Raw genomic sequence first — 13,726 nt, 5'->3', positions numbered from 1 at the left:
TCTTACACGGCTCTTATCTGGGTACCGGCATGCTTGGCCGTAACGATTGAGTATCAGACGGGGGTAGTGGTGAGCGCAGGTGCGATGGCGTGGACCCCGCCGACGTGGGAGCAGATCGTCAGCGAGCACTCGACCCGGGTGTTCCGGCTGGCGTACCGGCTGACGGGCAACCGCCACGACGCCGAGGACCTGACCCAGGACGTCTTCATCCGGGTCTTCCGCTCCCTGTCCTCCTACAGTCCCGGCACGTTCGAGGGCTGGCTGCACCGGATCACGACGAACCTGTTCCTCGACCGCGCCCGCCGCAAGCAGCGCATCCGGTTCGACTCCCTCGGCGACGACGCCGCCGAGCGCCTGCAGGGCCGCGAGCCGAGCCCCGCGCAGGCCTACGACGAGCGGCACCTCGACCACGACATCCAGAAGGCGCTCGACGGCCTCGCCCCCGAGTACCGCGCCGCGGTCGTCCTGTGCGACATCGAGGGCCTGTCGTACGAGGAGATCGCCGCGTCGCTGAACGTCAAGCTCGGCACCGTCCGCTCGCGCATCCACCGGGGCCGCGCGCAGCTGCGCACCGCCCTGGAGCACCGCCGTCCCGCCGAGTGCGCCGTGACGAGCATCACTAGTGACCGCTGAGTAACTTCCGGCCTACCCTTCGCCCGTGGACAACGCGCGGGTGAACATCGCTTACGAGCGCCGCGGCGAGGGGCCGCCCCTCGTCCTGCTGCACGGCATCGGCCACCGCCGCCAGGGGTGGGCACCGGTCATGGACCTGCTCGCCGCCGAACGCGAGGTTCTCGCGGTCGACCTGCCCGGCTTCGGCGACTCCCCGCCGCTGCCCGACGGCACCCCCTACACCCTCGACGCGGCCGTCTCCGCCCTCGCGGACGCCTTCGCCGCCCTCGGCCTGGACCGCCCGCACATCGCGGGCAACTCCCTCGGCGGCCTCTTCGCCCTCGAAGCCGCCGACCGCGGCCTCGCCAGCTCGGCGACGGCCCTGTCCCCGGCCGGCTTCTTCAACAGCCTGGAGTTCCGCTACGGCATGTCGGTGCTGCGCGCGTCGCGGTTCGGCGCCCGCGTCCCCGAGACGTTCCTCACCCGGCTGGCCCGCTCCCCGCGCCGCCGCACGCTCATGTTCGGCATGATCTACGGCCGTCCCGACCTGATGGACATCGAGACCCTCACGGGGGACGCCCGCGCCATGCGCGACGCCCCGGGCTTCGAACCCACCCTCCGCGCGGGCCGCTCCACCCGGTTCCTCGGCTCCTGCGCCGACGTCCCCGTGACCATCGCCTGGGGCACGAAGGACCGCCTGCTCCTGCGCAGCCAGGCCATCCGCGCCCAGCGCCGCCTTCCGGGCGCCCGCTTCGTCTGGCTGGAGGGCTGCGGCCACGTCCCCATGGCCGACGACCCCGCCCTCGTGGCGAAGGTCCTGCTGGAAGGCAGCGCGCACCCGCTCCGCGGCGCCCGTCCCGAGGCCGCCGCGTCCTAGGCCGTTCTCCGACGGCGGCCCCGGAGCGATCGGCGGGCCCGGTTCATGCCTCGCGCCGGCATCCGGCGAGGAGGGTGGCGACCATGCGCCTGGCGTCGGCCTGGCCGTAGTCGGGGCCGGTGATGCAGAGGTTGCCGATGGCGCGCATGAGCGTGTAGGCGGAGACCTCGGGGCCGAGTTCGCCGGCGGCGGCGCATGCGTCGAGCAACGTCGCGCAGGCCGGGACCAGGGTGTCGAGCATCAGGGCGTGGAGGTTCTCCAGCCCTGGATCACCGGACCCCAGGGCGGCTCCGAGGCCGTGCTTGGTCACGAGGAACTCGACGAACGCGTCCACCCAGCGGGTCAGGGCGGTGAACGGGGAGGCCGACTCCTCCAGGAGCCGGGGGGCGAGTGCGGTGGCCGTGTCGATCTGGTGCCGGTAGACGGCGGTGACGAGATCCGCCCGGGTCGGGAAGTTCCGGTAGATCGTGCCGACGCCGACGCCGGCGCGTTCGGCGATGTCGCGGACGGGGGCCTGGACGCCCTGTTCCACGAAGACCGCCGCCGCGGCCGCCAGCACGCCGCTGCGGGTGCGCTGCGCCTGTGCTCGGCGCACTCCGGCCGGTTCCGGCACGGGATCCTCCTTTTGCTCGCGGAACAATGTTCCGCTAGTTTGGCGGAACAACGCTCCGCCAAAGTATGGCAGAGCGATCCCCGGAGGAAGCGCAGGTCTCCCATGTCCCACCGTCAGCTCGACCAGCGGATCGTCTCGGTCAAGCCCATCACCGTCCCCGCGCCCGGCCGCGGCATCGACCTGCAGGTGAAGGTCACCGCCCCGATGTCGGGCCGGAACCTGCCGGTCATCGTGTTCTCCCACGGCAACGCATGGTCCCTGGACGCGTACGAGCCCCTCGTCGACCGGTGGGCCGCGGCCGGATTCCTCGTGGTGCAGCCCACCCACCTGGACTCCCGCCGCAACGCCATCGGCTGGGACGACCCGCGCTTCGCCACGGTCTGGCGCGTCCGGATCTCCGACCTTCACGCGATCCTCGACGGCCTCGGCGACATCCTCGCCCAGGCCGGCGGCCTGGAGGCCCGCGTCGACCGCGAGCGCATCGCGGTCGCCGGCCACTCCTGGGGCGCCCAGACCGCCGGCGCGATCCTCGGCGCGCGCGTGCTCGACGCCGACGGCGTCCCCGGAGAGGACTTCTCCCACCCCGCGGTCTCGGCCGGCGCGCTGATCGCCGCGACCGGGACCGGCGACTCGCTCACCCCCTTCGCCGCCGAACACCTTCCGTTCATGAGGCCGGACTACTCCACCATGACCGCTCCGGCCCTGGTCGTCGCGGGCGACGAGGACCGGTCGCGGCTCTCCACCCGGGGGCCGGAGTGGTTCACCGACGCCTACCGCCTCAGCCCGTCCCCGAAGAGCCTGCTCGTCGTCGCCGAGGGCGAGCACACCCTGGGCGGCGTCGCCGGCGAGGCGGTCGCCGAGACCACCGACGAGGACCCCGCCCGCGTCGTCCTCGTCGCCGACGCGATCTCCGCCTACCTCCTCGACGCCTTCAAGGTCGACGACGCCGCGTGGACCGCCTTCGGCGACGCCGCCGCGGCCGGCGAAGGCGCGTGGAGCATCTCCAGCAAGTAGCCCGGCCGGACCGCTCCGTCGCGATCTCGGGGAAAACGGCCTCTAGGGCTTCAGGCGGTCGGTCAGATAGGTGAGGATCTCGTCCCTGGCCTGGAGCGTGGGGTGGCCGTCCTCGTCCACGAGGTGCGCGGTGACGACGCTGTGAGGAGTCGCGACCACGTCGCGGAAGAACGGCGGCGGGTCGGTGTTCGCGACGCCGCCCGGGAGCACGCGTCCGTCGAAGGCGTCCCCGAGCAGAGCTTGGTAGGCGGCGAACCGCTGACCCGTGCACCACCGGTCGTTGTCGAAGCGGTAGGCGAGGACGGTCAGGCCGTCGCGCGCGACGCGCTCCTTGAGCGCGCGGGCGTCGTCGTCGCCGAGTTCCAGGCCGGCGGGGTCGTCCAGCGGCAGTGACGGGTGGTTGACGACCGGCGCTATGACCGCCGGTTCGAGCGCCATGGTCAGGGCGAAGTTCCCGGTGAAGCAGAGCCCGATCGCACCGACCCCCGGCCCGCCGCACTCGGCGTGGGCCTGCCGGGCGAGCCCGCGCAGCCACGCCGTGACGGGACTGGTGCCGCCCCCGGCGAAGGCTCGGAACTCGGCGCTCACGCACGCCCGGCGAACGATCCGCTCCCCGTCCTCGACAGTCGGATAGGCGCCGTCACGGCCGAAGAGCGAGGGGACGTGGACGGTGAAGCCCGCGTCCCGCACCCACCGCGCCAGCCGCAGGACGTCCGGGCTGATGCCCGGCATCTCGGGCATCAGCACGACGGCCGGGCCGGCGCCCGCGACGTAGACCGTCTTCACCACCCCGTCCACGTCCACCTGCCGCCGCGAGAAGTCGGCGATCGCATCATCAAGGCGCCCGCTGTCAGTGTTCATGAGGACAGCGTGGCGGGGCGGCGGCCTGCGCCGGGATAGGCCGGATCGCCATGTTCGGGGGTAATCTCGCCACCGAGCGGACGGGAGGCGGGCATGGGTGCGTTGCGGGTGGGGGTGCTGGCCTATCCGGGCTGTTTCGCGTCGGAGGTGTTCGGCGTCCCCGACCTGCTGACGATGGCCGGGCACGTCGCCGGCCCGGACCGCGCCGGCTACGAGGTGTCGGTGGTGTCGCCGCGCCGCCGCGTCGTCGCCTCCGGGGGCGTGGCGCTGGCCGCCTCCCCGCTCCGCGAGGTCGACGTCCTCGTCGTGCCCGGGTTCGAGCTCCACGCGGGCCTCGACGTGGACGCGAAGCTCGCGGGGCTGGCCCCGGAGCTCGCGGCCGTCCGCTCGCACGCCGCCGCGGGAGGCGCGGTCGTCTCGATCTGCGTCGGCGCGTTCCTGCTCGCCGCGGCCGGGCTGCTCGACCGGCGCCGGGCCACGACGGCGTGGTTGTTCGCGGACGAGCTGGCCAGACGCTGCCCGTCCGCCGACGTCCGGCCGGACCTCCTGGTCGTCACCGACGCGGGAGTGACGACCACGGCGGCGTTCAGCGCCATGTACGACTTCGCCCTGGAACTGGTCCGCCGGCACAGCGGCACCGGCGTGGCCCGGGCGACCGCGCGGATGGCGCTCGTGGACGACGCCCGCTCGTCCCAGGCCCCGTACGTCGACGCCCGGCTCCTCCCGCGGCCCGGGCACGACTTCTCCCGCCGGGTCATGCGGCACCTCGACCAGAACCTCGCCGCCCGGTACGACCTCGCCGGGCTGGCGGACGCTTTCAACGTCAGCACCCGGACGCTGCTGCGGCGCTTCGCGCAGGAGACGGGCCAGAGCCCGCTGGAGTACCTCCAGTCGGCGCGTGTCCGCCGCGCCCGCCACCTCCTGGAGACCACGGACAGGACGGTCGCCGCCATCGCCGCCGCGGTCGGTTACCGGGACCCCGGGACGTTCTCCGCCCTCTTCGCCAAGCTCACCGGGCGGCGCCCGAAGGACTACCGCGTGACCTTCGGGCGTCCCATCGGCTGACGGCCCACGGGAAAGGCCGGGGTCCGCGCGCGCCACGCGGACCCCGGCCTCATGTGAGGGACGGTTCGGCTCAGCCGGTCACCGGGAGGTCACCGGGGACCGGGGTCGGGGCGGGGGCCTCTCCGGGCGGGGTCGCGGGCGACGAGGGCTGGCCCGGCTGGGAGGGCTGGGACGGCTGACCGGGCTGGCCAGGCTGGCCCGGCTGGCCCGGCTGGCCGCTCTTTCCGCAGCTGGCGGACGCGATGCTGATCGTCTGCGTCTTCCCCGCCAGGGTCGCCGACACCTCGATGGCCGTGACCGTGAGGTTCCCGTCGTGCCCGCGGACCTGCTTGTTCAGCGTGACCGTGACGTTGCCGAGGCCCTTCAGGTCGGTGGTGACGGTGGTGTTGGGCGTCGCGCCGACCTTCAGCGCCCGGGTGCCCAGCGTCGCGCCCACCACGTGGGAGACCCCGTTGCCGTTCTCGCACTTGGCGGAGACGGCGTGGGCGGACAGGCCGAGCTTGGCGACCCGCAGGTCGGCGACGGACGCGCGGCCGTGCCCGGCCCAGGCGGAGCCGTTCAGCAGCCGCGCCTGGACGAGCGGGTTGGCGGGCAGTTCCGCCACGCTCTTGCTGGTGGGCCGCTGCGCCGCGGAGGCCACCGAGGACGTCGGCGGGACGACGACGGTGCCGGTGGCGGCGATGGCGACCGCCGAGCCGGCGCCGCCCGGGGAGGCGGAGGCGGGGGCGGCGGACAGGGCGAACGGCAGGGCCAGCGCGCCGGCGACGGCCGCGCACTTGGTGAGTGCCTGCAAACGCACGGTTCTCTCCTCAGGGGGTTCGTGATCGCGGGGATGGGGTGGGGGGTCGTGCGGCCCGGCCGTACGGCCGGGGGTGGAACGCGGGACCGTCAGTCCGTGATCTGGACGGGCGTCCCGAGCGGGACCTTGGCGAGCTTGTTCAGGGCGTCGGCGGGCACCCGTACGCAGCCGTGCGTGACGGCCTTGCCGAACACCGACTTCGACGGCCAGCCGTGGAACGCGACCGTCCCGGGGCCTCCGCCGAAGGTGTCGAGGGTGGCCGAGTGCGCGCCGACGGGCAGGACCAGCGGGCTGAACGTGGGCTTCGCGGGGGCGAGGGAGGCGAGCATGAACGTCCGTCCGGTGGGCGTCGGCGTCTTCGGCGCGCCGATCGCCACGGACCACGAGCCCACCTGGCGACCGCCTTGGGACAGGGTCAGCTTCTTGTCGCCGAGGTCCACCTTGACGGCGCTGGAGCTGCGCGCGGACTTCAGGCCGGAGTCGGGGATCCAGCCCGTCACGCCGTTCGGGCGGCTCGGCAGCAGCACGCGACGCCAGCCGGGGCGGCTCTCCACGACGGGCACCCAGGTCGGGCCCTTGAGCTGGGTGCTCGGCAGCTCCGCCACGGCGGGCGCGCCCGGTTTCGCCGACACCGGGACCGCGTCGTTCGGGTGCACCACGGTCCCGTCGCTCTTGGCGGACGGGGCCTCGTCCCGCGGCAGGTCGTTCAGCGTCGTGTACGTGGTGGCCTCGGGCAGCTTCTCCTTGCCGCCGGCAGGGGCCGCGCCGGCGGACGCCCCCTTGTGCCCTCCGCCGCAACCGGTCACGATCAGGGCCGTCACCAGCAGGGCCGGTGCCGCCGTCAGGGCCGTTCTGGCCGTCCGCCCGGCGGCTCGCGGTGGTTCGTCGTTCACGAAGACTCCAAGTGCTCCCGCCGGAGAGGGGCTCCGGCTCGTCTCTGTGCCCGCTCTCTACGCGCGAGGGCCCGGAGAGGTTGCACGGTGTGGAGAACTAGTCGCGATCCGTGCTTCACCACCGCCTTCCGCCGGTACGGCACTGCCGGGAACAAGCGGGGATTGACATCTGTTTGAACCCTCAACTAACCTTCGACGAGTTCGTTGAAGTTTCAAGCATTGGACAGGAGACCCCATGAGCATCGCCGCCGTCGCCCCCGAGCTGACCGTCGGAACCTGGAACATCGACCCCGCCCACTCCGAGGTCACCTTCGTGATCCGGCACCTGATGACCAAGGTGCGCGGGACGTTCACCGACTTCACCGGGTCCGTGCAGATCGCCGAGGAGCTGTCGGAGTCCACCGCCGCGGCGCAGATCCAGGTCGCCTCGATCGACACCCGCCACGCCGACCGCGACGCCCACGTGCGGACCTCCGACGTCCTGGACGTGGAGAACCACCCGACCATGACGTTCACGACCAAGGGCGTCCGCGCGCAGGACGGCGAGTACCTCCTGGACGGCGAGCTGACGATCAAGGACGTCACCCGTCCGATCACCCTGACGGTCGAGTACAACGGCGTCGGCGAGGACCCGTGGGGCGGCACCCGCGCCGGCTTCTCCGCCGCGACCACGATCAACCGCAAGGACTGGGGCATCGAGTTCAACATCCCGCTGGCGGGCGACAAGGCCCTGCTCGGCGACAAGGTCGACATCCAGCTGGAGATCCAGGCCGTCCGCGCCTGAGCGTCCCCGCTGCCGGAAAGGCCGCCCGATACCGGGCGGCCTTTCCGCTTTCCAGGGGCAGGACCGCCCCGCCGGCAGGCCGAGGCGCTACTCCAGCGGCAGGCGCAGGGCGAAGCGGGCGCCGGACGGGTGGTCCTCGATCCGCAGCGTCCCGCCGTGCGCCCGGGCGATCTCGCGGGCGATCGCGAGGCCGAGCCCGGCGCCGCCGGCGCCGCGGCTGCGCGCGGTGTCCAGGCGGGTGAAGCGCTCGAAGACGCGCTCCCGGTCGGCGGGCGCTACGCCGATGCCGTCGTCGGTGACGACGAGCAGCGCCCGGTCGTCCTGCCTGCCCACCCGCACCGTCACGCACGACCCGGCGTAGCGCTCGGCGTTGTCGAGCAGGTTGCCCAGCAGCCGGACGAGCTGCATGCGCACCCCGCGCACCACGACGCCGCGGGTCAGCTCCGTGACGATCTCCAGCTCGGAGGAGCGGCGGCGGACCTCGGCGCCGGCGAGCGCGGCCAGGTCGATCGGCTCCTGCGCGGCGCTCCCGCCGGTGCCGATGCGGGCGAGCAGCAGCAGGTCGGTGACGATCGACTCCAGCCGGTCGGTGTCGCGCAGCGCCGAGGCGATGACGCCCCGCAGGTCGTTGTCCTCCGGGTGCATGGAGGCGTCCTCCAGGTTGGCCCGGAGCCCGGCGATCGGGGTGCGCAGCTCGTGCGAGGCGTCGGAGGCGAACTGCCGCTGCCGCGCGACGGCCCGCTCCAGCCGGTCCAGCGTCTCGTTGGCGGTGCGGGCGAGCTGCGCGATCTCGTCCTGGCCCGGCGGCTGCGGCACCCGGCGGCTGAGGTCGGTGGCGCTGATCTCCGCGAGCTGGGCGCGGATCGCCTCGACGGGGCCGAGCGTGCGCCCGACGACGCGCCAGGTGATCCCCGCGGCGACGGCGGCCAGCAGCAGCACGCCCGAGCCGAGCACCCCCTCCAGGAGCCCGTTCACCAGGTAGGCCGGCTGGCGCGCGGCCGCGTACACGACGACGGAGTCGGGCGCGGTGCTCACGCGGATGGCCTCGGCCACGAAGCACTCGCGGTCCGGCCACCGGCCGCGGCACCGGGTGAAGTCCTGGACCCGCATGTTGCTCGGCGGCCAGAGTCTGCTCACCGGGGGCCTGTCCGTAGCGCCCGGTGTGGCGTTCGTCACCCGCCCGCCGGGCTCGACGACCTGGATCATGACGCGGCCGCCGGACTCGTCGCGGATCGCGCCCTCCAGCGTCCCGTCGCGGACGCCGCCGCTGACGCGCCGGGCGTCCACCTGCGTCCGGCGCAGCAGTTCCGCCTTGACGGCGCTGCGCACGGCGACGTCCGCGCCGATCGCGGTGACCCCGAGCACCAGTACGGCGATCACGGCGGCGACGAGCGTGTCCCTGGCCCGGATCGACCGGGGGCGCATGCGCATGGGCCCTCCATGACGACGTACCGGTCTCCCGGCAGGACGACACACGCTACCGGCCGGTCACGAAACGGGGAGCCCGAAATTGCACGCAGTGTTTTCACCTTCGCCTCCTGGGACATCCCGTTTTATGACGATTCCCTCCGGAGTACAGGGACGGACACACATGGGCAGGGACGTGGCTTCGGTCGCCATCAGCGGCGAGGACCGGCGGCGGTATCGCGACAAGGTGCGCAGGTGCCTCGACGTACTGGCCCGGATGCTGGGCGAATCCCAGTTCGACTTCGAGCGCCCCCACATAGGCCTGGAGATCGAGCTCAACCTGATCGACTCGCTCGGCGACCCGCTGATGCGCAACGCGGACGTGCTCAAGGCGATCGCGGACCCGGCGTGGGCGACCGAGCTGGGCCAGTTCAACCTGGAGATCAACATCCCGCCCCGCGAACTCGGCGGCGAGGGCACCGGAGCCCTGGAGACGGAGGTCCGCGACCACCTCGCGCACGCCGACGACCGGGCCCGCGAGGTCGGCGGCCGGCTCGTGATGATCGGCATCCTGCCGACCCTGCGGCGGACCGACATCGGCGAGGAGACCCTGTCGTCCAACGCCCGCTACAAGATGCTGAACGACCAGATCTTCGCCGCGCGGGGGGAGGAGATGCGCATCGCCATCGACGGTCCCGAGCCGCTGCGCATGCACACCGACACGATCATCCCCGAGGCGGCCTGCACCAGCGTCCAGTTCCACCTGCAGGTGAGCCCGGACGAGTTCGGCGCGTACTGGAACGCGGCCCAGGCCATCGCGGGCGCGCAGGTGGCGATGGGCGCCAACTCCCCGTTCCTGTTCGGGCACCGGCTCTGGCACGAGACCCGCATCACCCTGTTCGAGCAGGCCACCGACACCCGCCCGGACGAGCTGAAGACGCAGGGCGTCCGGCCCCGGGTGTGGTTCGGCGAACGCTGGATCACCTCCGTCTTCGACCTCTTCGAGGAGAACGCCCGGTACTTCCCGGCGCTGCTGCCGCTGTGCGACGACGAGGACCCCCGCGAGGTGCTCGACCAGGGCGGCATCCCCGAGCTCGGCGAGCTCTCCCTCCACAACGGAACGATCTATCGCTGGAACCGTCCGATCTACGCCGTCGTGAAGGGCCGCCCCCACCTGCGCGTGGAGAACCGCGTCCTGCCGGCCGGGCCGTCCGTCGCCGACGTCGTCGCCAACGGCGCCTTCTACTACGGCGTCGTCCGGATGCTGGCCGAGGAGGACCGCCCCGTCTGGTCCCGCATGTCCTTCGCCACCGCCGAGGAGAACCTGCACCGCGCCGCCCGCGACGGCCTCGAATCGACCCTCTACTGGCCCGGCATGGGCGAGGTGCCCGCCGCCGAGCTCATCCTGCGCAAGCTGCTGCCCCTCGCCCACGAGGGCCTCGACCGCTGGGGCGTCGACCCCGCCCGCCGCGACCGCCTCCTCGGCATCATCGAGCGCCGCTGCGTCACCGGCCAGACCGGGGCCGCCTGGCAGATCGACACCGTCCGGGCCCTGGAGGAGGAGCACGGCGTCGGCCGCCACGACGCCCTGCGCATGATGACCCGCGCCTACGTCGAGCACATGCGCGACAACGAGCCCGTCCACACCTGGTGACACGAAGATCTTCACAGCTCCCGCACACATCACACGACAACCTCACAAACCGGCCTTCTAGAGTCGGGGCGTGAGCGGACACGAGACACGCGTCCTGATCGTGGAGGACGAGCCGACGATCGCGCGGGCCGTGGCCGACCGGCTCGCGGCCGAGGGGTTCGGCGTCGAGACGGCCGGGGACGGGCCCTGCGCGGTCGAACGCGCCCGCGCGTACGAGCCCCACCTCATCGTGCTGGACGTGATGCTGCCCGGGTTCGACGGCCTCGAGGTCTGCCGCCGCGTCCAGGCGGAACGTCCCGTCCCCGTGCTGATGCTGACGGCGCGCGACGACGAGACCGACCTGCTCGTCGGCCTCGGCGTCGGCGCCGACGACTACGTGACCAAGCCGTTCAGCATGCGCGAGCTGGTGGCGCGCATCCGCGCCGTGCTGCGCCGCGTCGAACGCCCCGCGATGGACACCGGCGACGGGGCGGTGCGCGTCGGGGATCTGGAGGTCGACCAGCGGGCCCGCCGGGTCCGCCGCGACGGCCGCGAGGTGCACCTCACTCCGACCGAGTTCGACCTGCTGGCGTGCCTGCTGCGCAACCGGGGCACGGTGCTCACCCGCGCCGTCCTGCTGGAGCAGGTGTGGGACTGGGCGGACGCGTCCGGGACGCGGGTCGTCGACAGCCACGTCAAGGCGCTGCGCCGCAAGCTCGGCCAGGAGCTGATCCGCACCGTGCACGGCGTCGGCTACAGCCTGGAGGCCGCGCCGTGACCGCCGAGGGCGCCCGGTTCGCCCGCAGGCTGTGGGCGCGGCTGCCCCGCCCGCTGGACCCGCTCCGCTCGATCAAGGTGAAGCTCGGCGTCGTGGTCGTCGTGACCGCGTGCGTCGCCGTCCTGATCGTGCTGTGGGGGTATCCGCTGGGCTTCCGCGCGCGGCAGACGATGCCGGTCGGCGTGCTCATCTCGCTGGTCGTCACCCAGCTGCTCGCCCACGGCATGACCGCGCCGCTGCGCGAGATGACGGCGGCGGCGCGGACGATGGCCCGCGGCGACTACAGCCGCCGCGTGCGCGCCACCTCGCGCGACGAGGTCGGGGAACTGGCGCAGGCGTTCAACCGGATGGCCGCCGACCTCGCCGAGGTCGACCGGCAGCGCCGCGAGTTCGTCGCGAACGTCTCGCACGAGCTGCGCACCCCGATCAGCGCGCTTCGGGCCGTGCTGGAGAACGTCGCGGACGGCGTCACGCCCGCGACGCCGGACGTCCTGGAGACGGCCCTCGACCAGACCGAGCGGCTCGGACGCCTCGTCACCCAGCTCCTGGACCTGTCGCGGGTCGAGGCGGGCGCGGCGGCGCTCGACGTGGCCGACATCGACATCGCCGCGTTCGTCGCCGACGTCGTCGCGGAGGCGCGGGCGGGACGCCCGGAGGCGGTGTTCGAGCCGGACGTCACGCCCGGCCTGCGCGCCGCCGCCGACCGCGACCGCCTCCACCAGGTCGTCGCGAACCTGCTCGACAACGCCGCCCGGCACGGTCCGGACGGCCGACCCGTCACGGTCACGGCCCGCCCCGCGGGCCCGCCCGGCGGGCTGGTCATCGAGGTGGCCGACGAGGGCCCCGGCATCCCGCCCGAGGAGCGCGCCCGCGTGTTCGAGCGCTTCTCCCGCGGCTCCGCGCCCGGCTCCGGCACGCCCGGCGGCGGCACCGGGCTGGGGCTGGCCATCGCGAACTGGGCCACCGAGCTGCACGGCGGCGACATCACCGTCATGGACACCCCCACCGGCTGCCGCATCCGCGTCGTGATCCCCGCGGACCCCGCTACCCGTCCGGCTCCATGGTGAGCAGGGCGTACGCGGCGAGGGTCGAGTCGTCGGTGATGCGCCCGTCCCGGACGAGCGCCCTGAACTCCTCCCGCGACACCCACTTCTGCCGCATGTCCTGCTCCTCGGGCTCCCGGTCGGCCTCCCCGGCCTCCAGGTCGGACGCGACGAAGACGTTGAAGCCCTGCCCGCTCATCCCGTGCGAGCAGTTCAGGTACCCGATGCGCCGCAGCGTCCCGGCCCGCAGCCCGGTCTCCTCGGCGAGCTCCCGCCGGGCGAGCTCCTCAGGGTCGGCCTCGCGCCGGCCGGGCGCCGAGCCCTGCGGGAAGCTCCACGTGCGCTTGCCGATCGGGTACCGGTACTCCTCGACGAGGTGGAACCCGTCGCCCTCTTCCGGGATCACCACCACGAAGTCGGGCTTGTCGATCACGCCGTAGATGCCGCGCGAGCCGTCCAGCCGCTCGACCTCGTCCTCCCGGACGACCATCCACGGGTTCTCGTAGACGACGCGCGACGCGACCTGGCGGACCGCGGGCCGCTCCTCGCCGCTCATACGCCCTCCCCGTAGCGGTAGACGAGTTCGTGCCGGTCGCCGACCACCACCCGGTGGGTGGCCTCGACGACCCGGTCGCGCTGGTCGTGGGCGCGGCGCCACAGCGTCAGGACGGGCTGGTCGGGCTTGATCTCCAGCGCCTCCTGCTCGTCCGGGCCGGGCAGGCGGCACGTCACCGACTCCTCGAACGTGATCCGGTAGCCCGCCTCCTCCAGCCGGGAGTAGATGCCGCCCGGGCCCGTGTCGATCTCGCGCAGCACCGGGACCCGCTCCACGACCTCAAGGATCACCCAGGTCGTCGCGGTCTGGACGGGCGGCTCACCCTCGACGCCCTGGACGCGCGCCCGCTCCAGCACCCGCGTCCCGGCCGGGACGTCCAGGCGGAACGCGAGCCGGTCGTCGGCCTCCACCTCGGCGACGGTCGTGCGGGTGAACGGGGTGTGGCCGTCCCGCCGCGCCGACACGTGGAACCCGCGCCAGTCACCGACCTGCCGCGTGATGTCGGACGCCGCGCGCCGCACCCTCGGGGCCGCCCGCACCTGCGCGCCCGCGCCGTGCCGCAGCTGGACGAGGCCCTGCTCCGCCAGCAGCCGCAGCGCCCGCCGGACGGTGGAGCGGTCGGCCTCGTACACCCGCGCCAGCTCCCGCTCGGACGGCAGCCAGGCGGCCGGGTCCAGCTCGCCCTCGACGATACGAGCGGCGAGCGCGTTGCTGATCGCCTGTGCCTTCGCGGGGGGTCGCGGCATACCAGATCCTGCTCCTGGTCGGTGCATTGACCTCATACCGTACAG

The 13,726-nt window shown here is 73.3% G+C and carries 15 protein-coding genes; 8 read left to right on the top strand and 7 right to left on the bottom strand.

The features are described from left to right. Nucleotides 1-84: 84 nt before the first annotated feature. Both sigE and AB0C84_RS29545 read left to right on the top strand, forming a co-directional pair. On the top strand, nucleotides 85-633 hold the full coding sequence (gene sigE / locus AB0C84_RS29550; RefSeq protein ID WP_258944667.1) for an RNA polymerase sigma factor SigE: 549 nt from the start codon (nucleotides 85-87) through the stop codon (nucleotides 631-633). A gap of 25 nt (nucleotides 634-658) precedes the next feature. After that, nucleotides 659-1,489 carry an alpha/beta fold hydrolase gene (locus AB0C84_RS29545; protein WP_361072832.1) on the top strand — a complete coding sequence of 277 codons (831 nt, stop codon included), beginning with the start codon at nucleotides 659-661 and terminating at the stop codon, nucleotides 1,487-1,489. A gap of 43 nt (nucleotides 1,490-1,532) precedes the next feature. Here the strand turns inward: AB0C84_RS29545 and AB0C84_RS29540 are convergent, their stop codons facing one another. Further along, on the bottom strand, nucleotides 1,533-2,102 hold the full coding sequence (locus AB0C84_RS29540) for a TetR/AcrR family transcriptional regulator (protein ID WP_179845482.1): 570 nt from the start codon (nucleotides 2,100-2,102) through the stop codon (nucleotides 1,533-1,535). A gap of 102 nt (nucleotides 2,103-2,204) precedes the next feature. Between AB0C84_RS29540 and AB0C84_RS29535 the strand changes: the two genes are divergently transcribed. Continuing rightward, nucleotides 2,205-3,116 carry a chlorophyllase gene (locus AB0C84_RS29535; RefSeq protein WP_361072829.1) on the top strand — a complete coding sequence of 304 codons (912 nt, stop codon included), beginning with the start codon at nucleotides 2,205-2,207 and terminating at the stop codon, nucleotides 3,114-3,116. 42 nt (nucleotides 3,117-3,158) lie between these two features. Here AB0C84_RS29535 and AB0C84_RS29530 read toward each other — a convergent pair whose 3' ends face one another. Further along, nucleotides 3,159-3,977, bottom strand: a complete 819-nt coding sequence (locus AB0C84_RS29530) for a dienelactone hydrolase family protein (RefSeq protein ID WP_258944647.1) — start codon at nucleotides 3,975-3,977, stop codon at nucleotides 3,159-3,161. 93 nt (nucleotides 3,978-4,070) lie between these two features. Between AB0C84_RS29530 and AB0C84_RS29525 the strand changes: the two genes are divergently transcribed. Then, the gene (locus tag AB0C84_RS29525; protein WP_339155767.1) at nucleotides 4,071-5,042 is read left to right on the top strand and encodes a helix-turn-helix domain-containing protein; all 972 of its coding nucleotides are present in this window, start codon (nucleotides 4,071-4,073) and stop codon (nucleotides 5,040-5,042) included. Nucleotides 5,043-5,112: 70 nt separating this feature from the next. On the opposite strand, the gene AB0C84_RS29520 is transcribed toward AB0C84_RS29525, so the two are convergent. Further along, the gene (locus AB0C84_RS29520) at nucleotides 5,113-5,841 is read right to left on the bottom strand and encodes a choice-of-anchor P family protein (protein WP_258944649.1); all 729 of its coding nucleotides are present in this window, start codon (nucleotides 5,839-5,841) and stop codon (nucleotides 5,113-5,115) included. A gap of 89 nt (nucleotides 5,842-5,930) precedes the next feature. Further along, nucleotides 5,931-6,734: a L,D-transpeptidase gene (locus tag AB0C84_RS29515; RefSeq protein ID WP_361072825.1), complete on the bottom strand. Its 804-nt coding sequence runs from the start codon at nucleotides 6,732-6,734 to the stop codon at nucleotides 5,931-5,933. 235 nt (nucleotides 6,735-6,969) lie between these two features. Here AB0C84_RS29515 and AB0C84_RS29510 point away from each other — a divergent pair, with 235 nt between their 5' ends. Then, the gene (locus AB0C84_RS29510) at nucleotides 6,970-7,518 is read left to right on the top strand and encodes a YceI family protein (RefSeq protein WP_179845476.1); all 549 of its coding nucleotides are present in this window, start codon (nucleotides 6,970-6,972) and stop codon (nucleotides 7,516-7,518) included. A gap of 87 nt (nucleotides 7,519-7,605) precedes the next feature. Here the strand turns inward: AB0C84_RS29510 and AB0C84_RS29505 are convergent, their stop codons facing one another. Then, on the bottom strand, nucleotides 7,606-8,949 hold the full coding sequence (locus AB0C84_RS29505) for an ATP-binding protein (RefSeq protein ID WP_361072822.1): 1,344 nt from the start codon (nucleotides 8,947-8,949) through the stop codon (nucleotides 7,606-7,608). A 160-nt stretch (nucleotides 8,950-9,109) separates the two neighbouring features. Between AB0C84_RS29505 and AB0C84_RS29500 the strand changes: the two genes are divergently transcribed. The 3 genes from AB0C84_RS29500 (at nucleotide 9,110) to AB0C84_RS29490 (ending at nucleotide 12,403) form a co-directional block, all read left to right on the top strand. After that, the gene (locus tag AB0C84_RS29500; protein WP_361072819.1) at nucleotides 9,110-10,579 is read left to right on the top strand and encodes a glutamate--cysteine ligase; all 1,470 of its coding nucleotides are present in this window, start codon (nucleotides 9,110-9,112) and stop codon (nucleotides 10,577-10,579) included. 70 nt (nucleotides 10,580-10,649) lie between these two features. Next, complete coding sequence (locus AB0C84_RS29495; protein ID WP_361072816.1) at nucleotides 10,650-11,336, top strand: response regulator transcription factor; 687 nt, start codon at nucleotides 10,650-10,652, stop codon at nucleotides 11,334-11,336. Then, nucleotides 11,333-12,403, top strand: coding sequence for a HAMP domain-containing sensor histidine kinase (locus AB0C84_RS29490; protein ID WP_361072813.1), 1,071 nt, complete (start codon nucleotides 11,333-11,335; stop codon nucleotides 12,401-12,403). Before AB0C84_RS29495 ends, AB0C84_RS29490 begins: the two co-directional genes overlap by 4 nt. Here the strand turns inward: AB0C84_RS29490 and AB0C84_RS29485 are convergent. Both AB0C84_RS29485 and AB0C84_RS29480 read right to left on the bottom strand, forming a co-directional pair. Beyond that, entirely contained in the window at nucleotides 12,381-12,935 is a 555-nt protein-coding gene (locus AB0C84_RS29485) for an NUDIX hydrolase (RefSeq protein ID WP_361072810.1), read from the bottom strand. The genes AB0C84_RS29490 and AB0C84_RS29485 overlap by 23 nt on opposite strands. Beyond that, a complete protein-coding gene (locus AB0C84_RS29480; RefSeq protein WP_258944656.1) occupies nucleotides 12,932-13,681 on the bottom strand; it encodes a GntR family transcriptional regulator in 750 nt (249 codons plus the stop codon). The genes AB0C84_RS29485 and AB0C84_RS29480 overlap by 4 nt, the downstream gene beginning before the upstream one ends. Nucleotides 13,682-13,726 lie beyond the last annotated feature (45 nt).

Source organism: Actinomadura sp. NPDC048955 (assembly GCF_040649435.1).
Classification (GTDB): domain Bacteria; phylum Actinomycetota; class Actinomycetes; order Streptosporangiales; family Streptosporangiaceae; genus Spirillospora; species Spirillospora luteofluorescens.
Note: the sequence above shows the minus strand (reverse complement) of the source record. Positions and strands in the feature narration are given on the sequence as shown.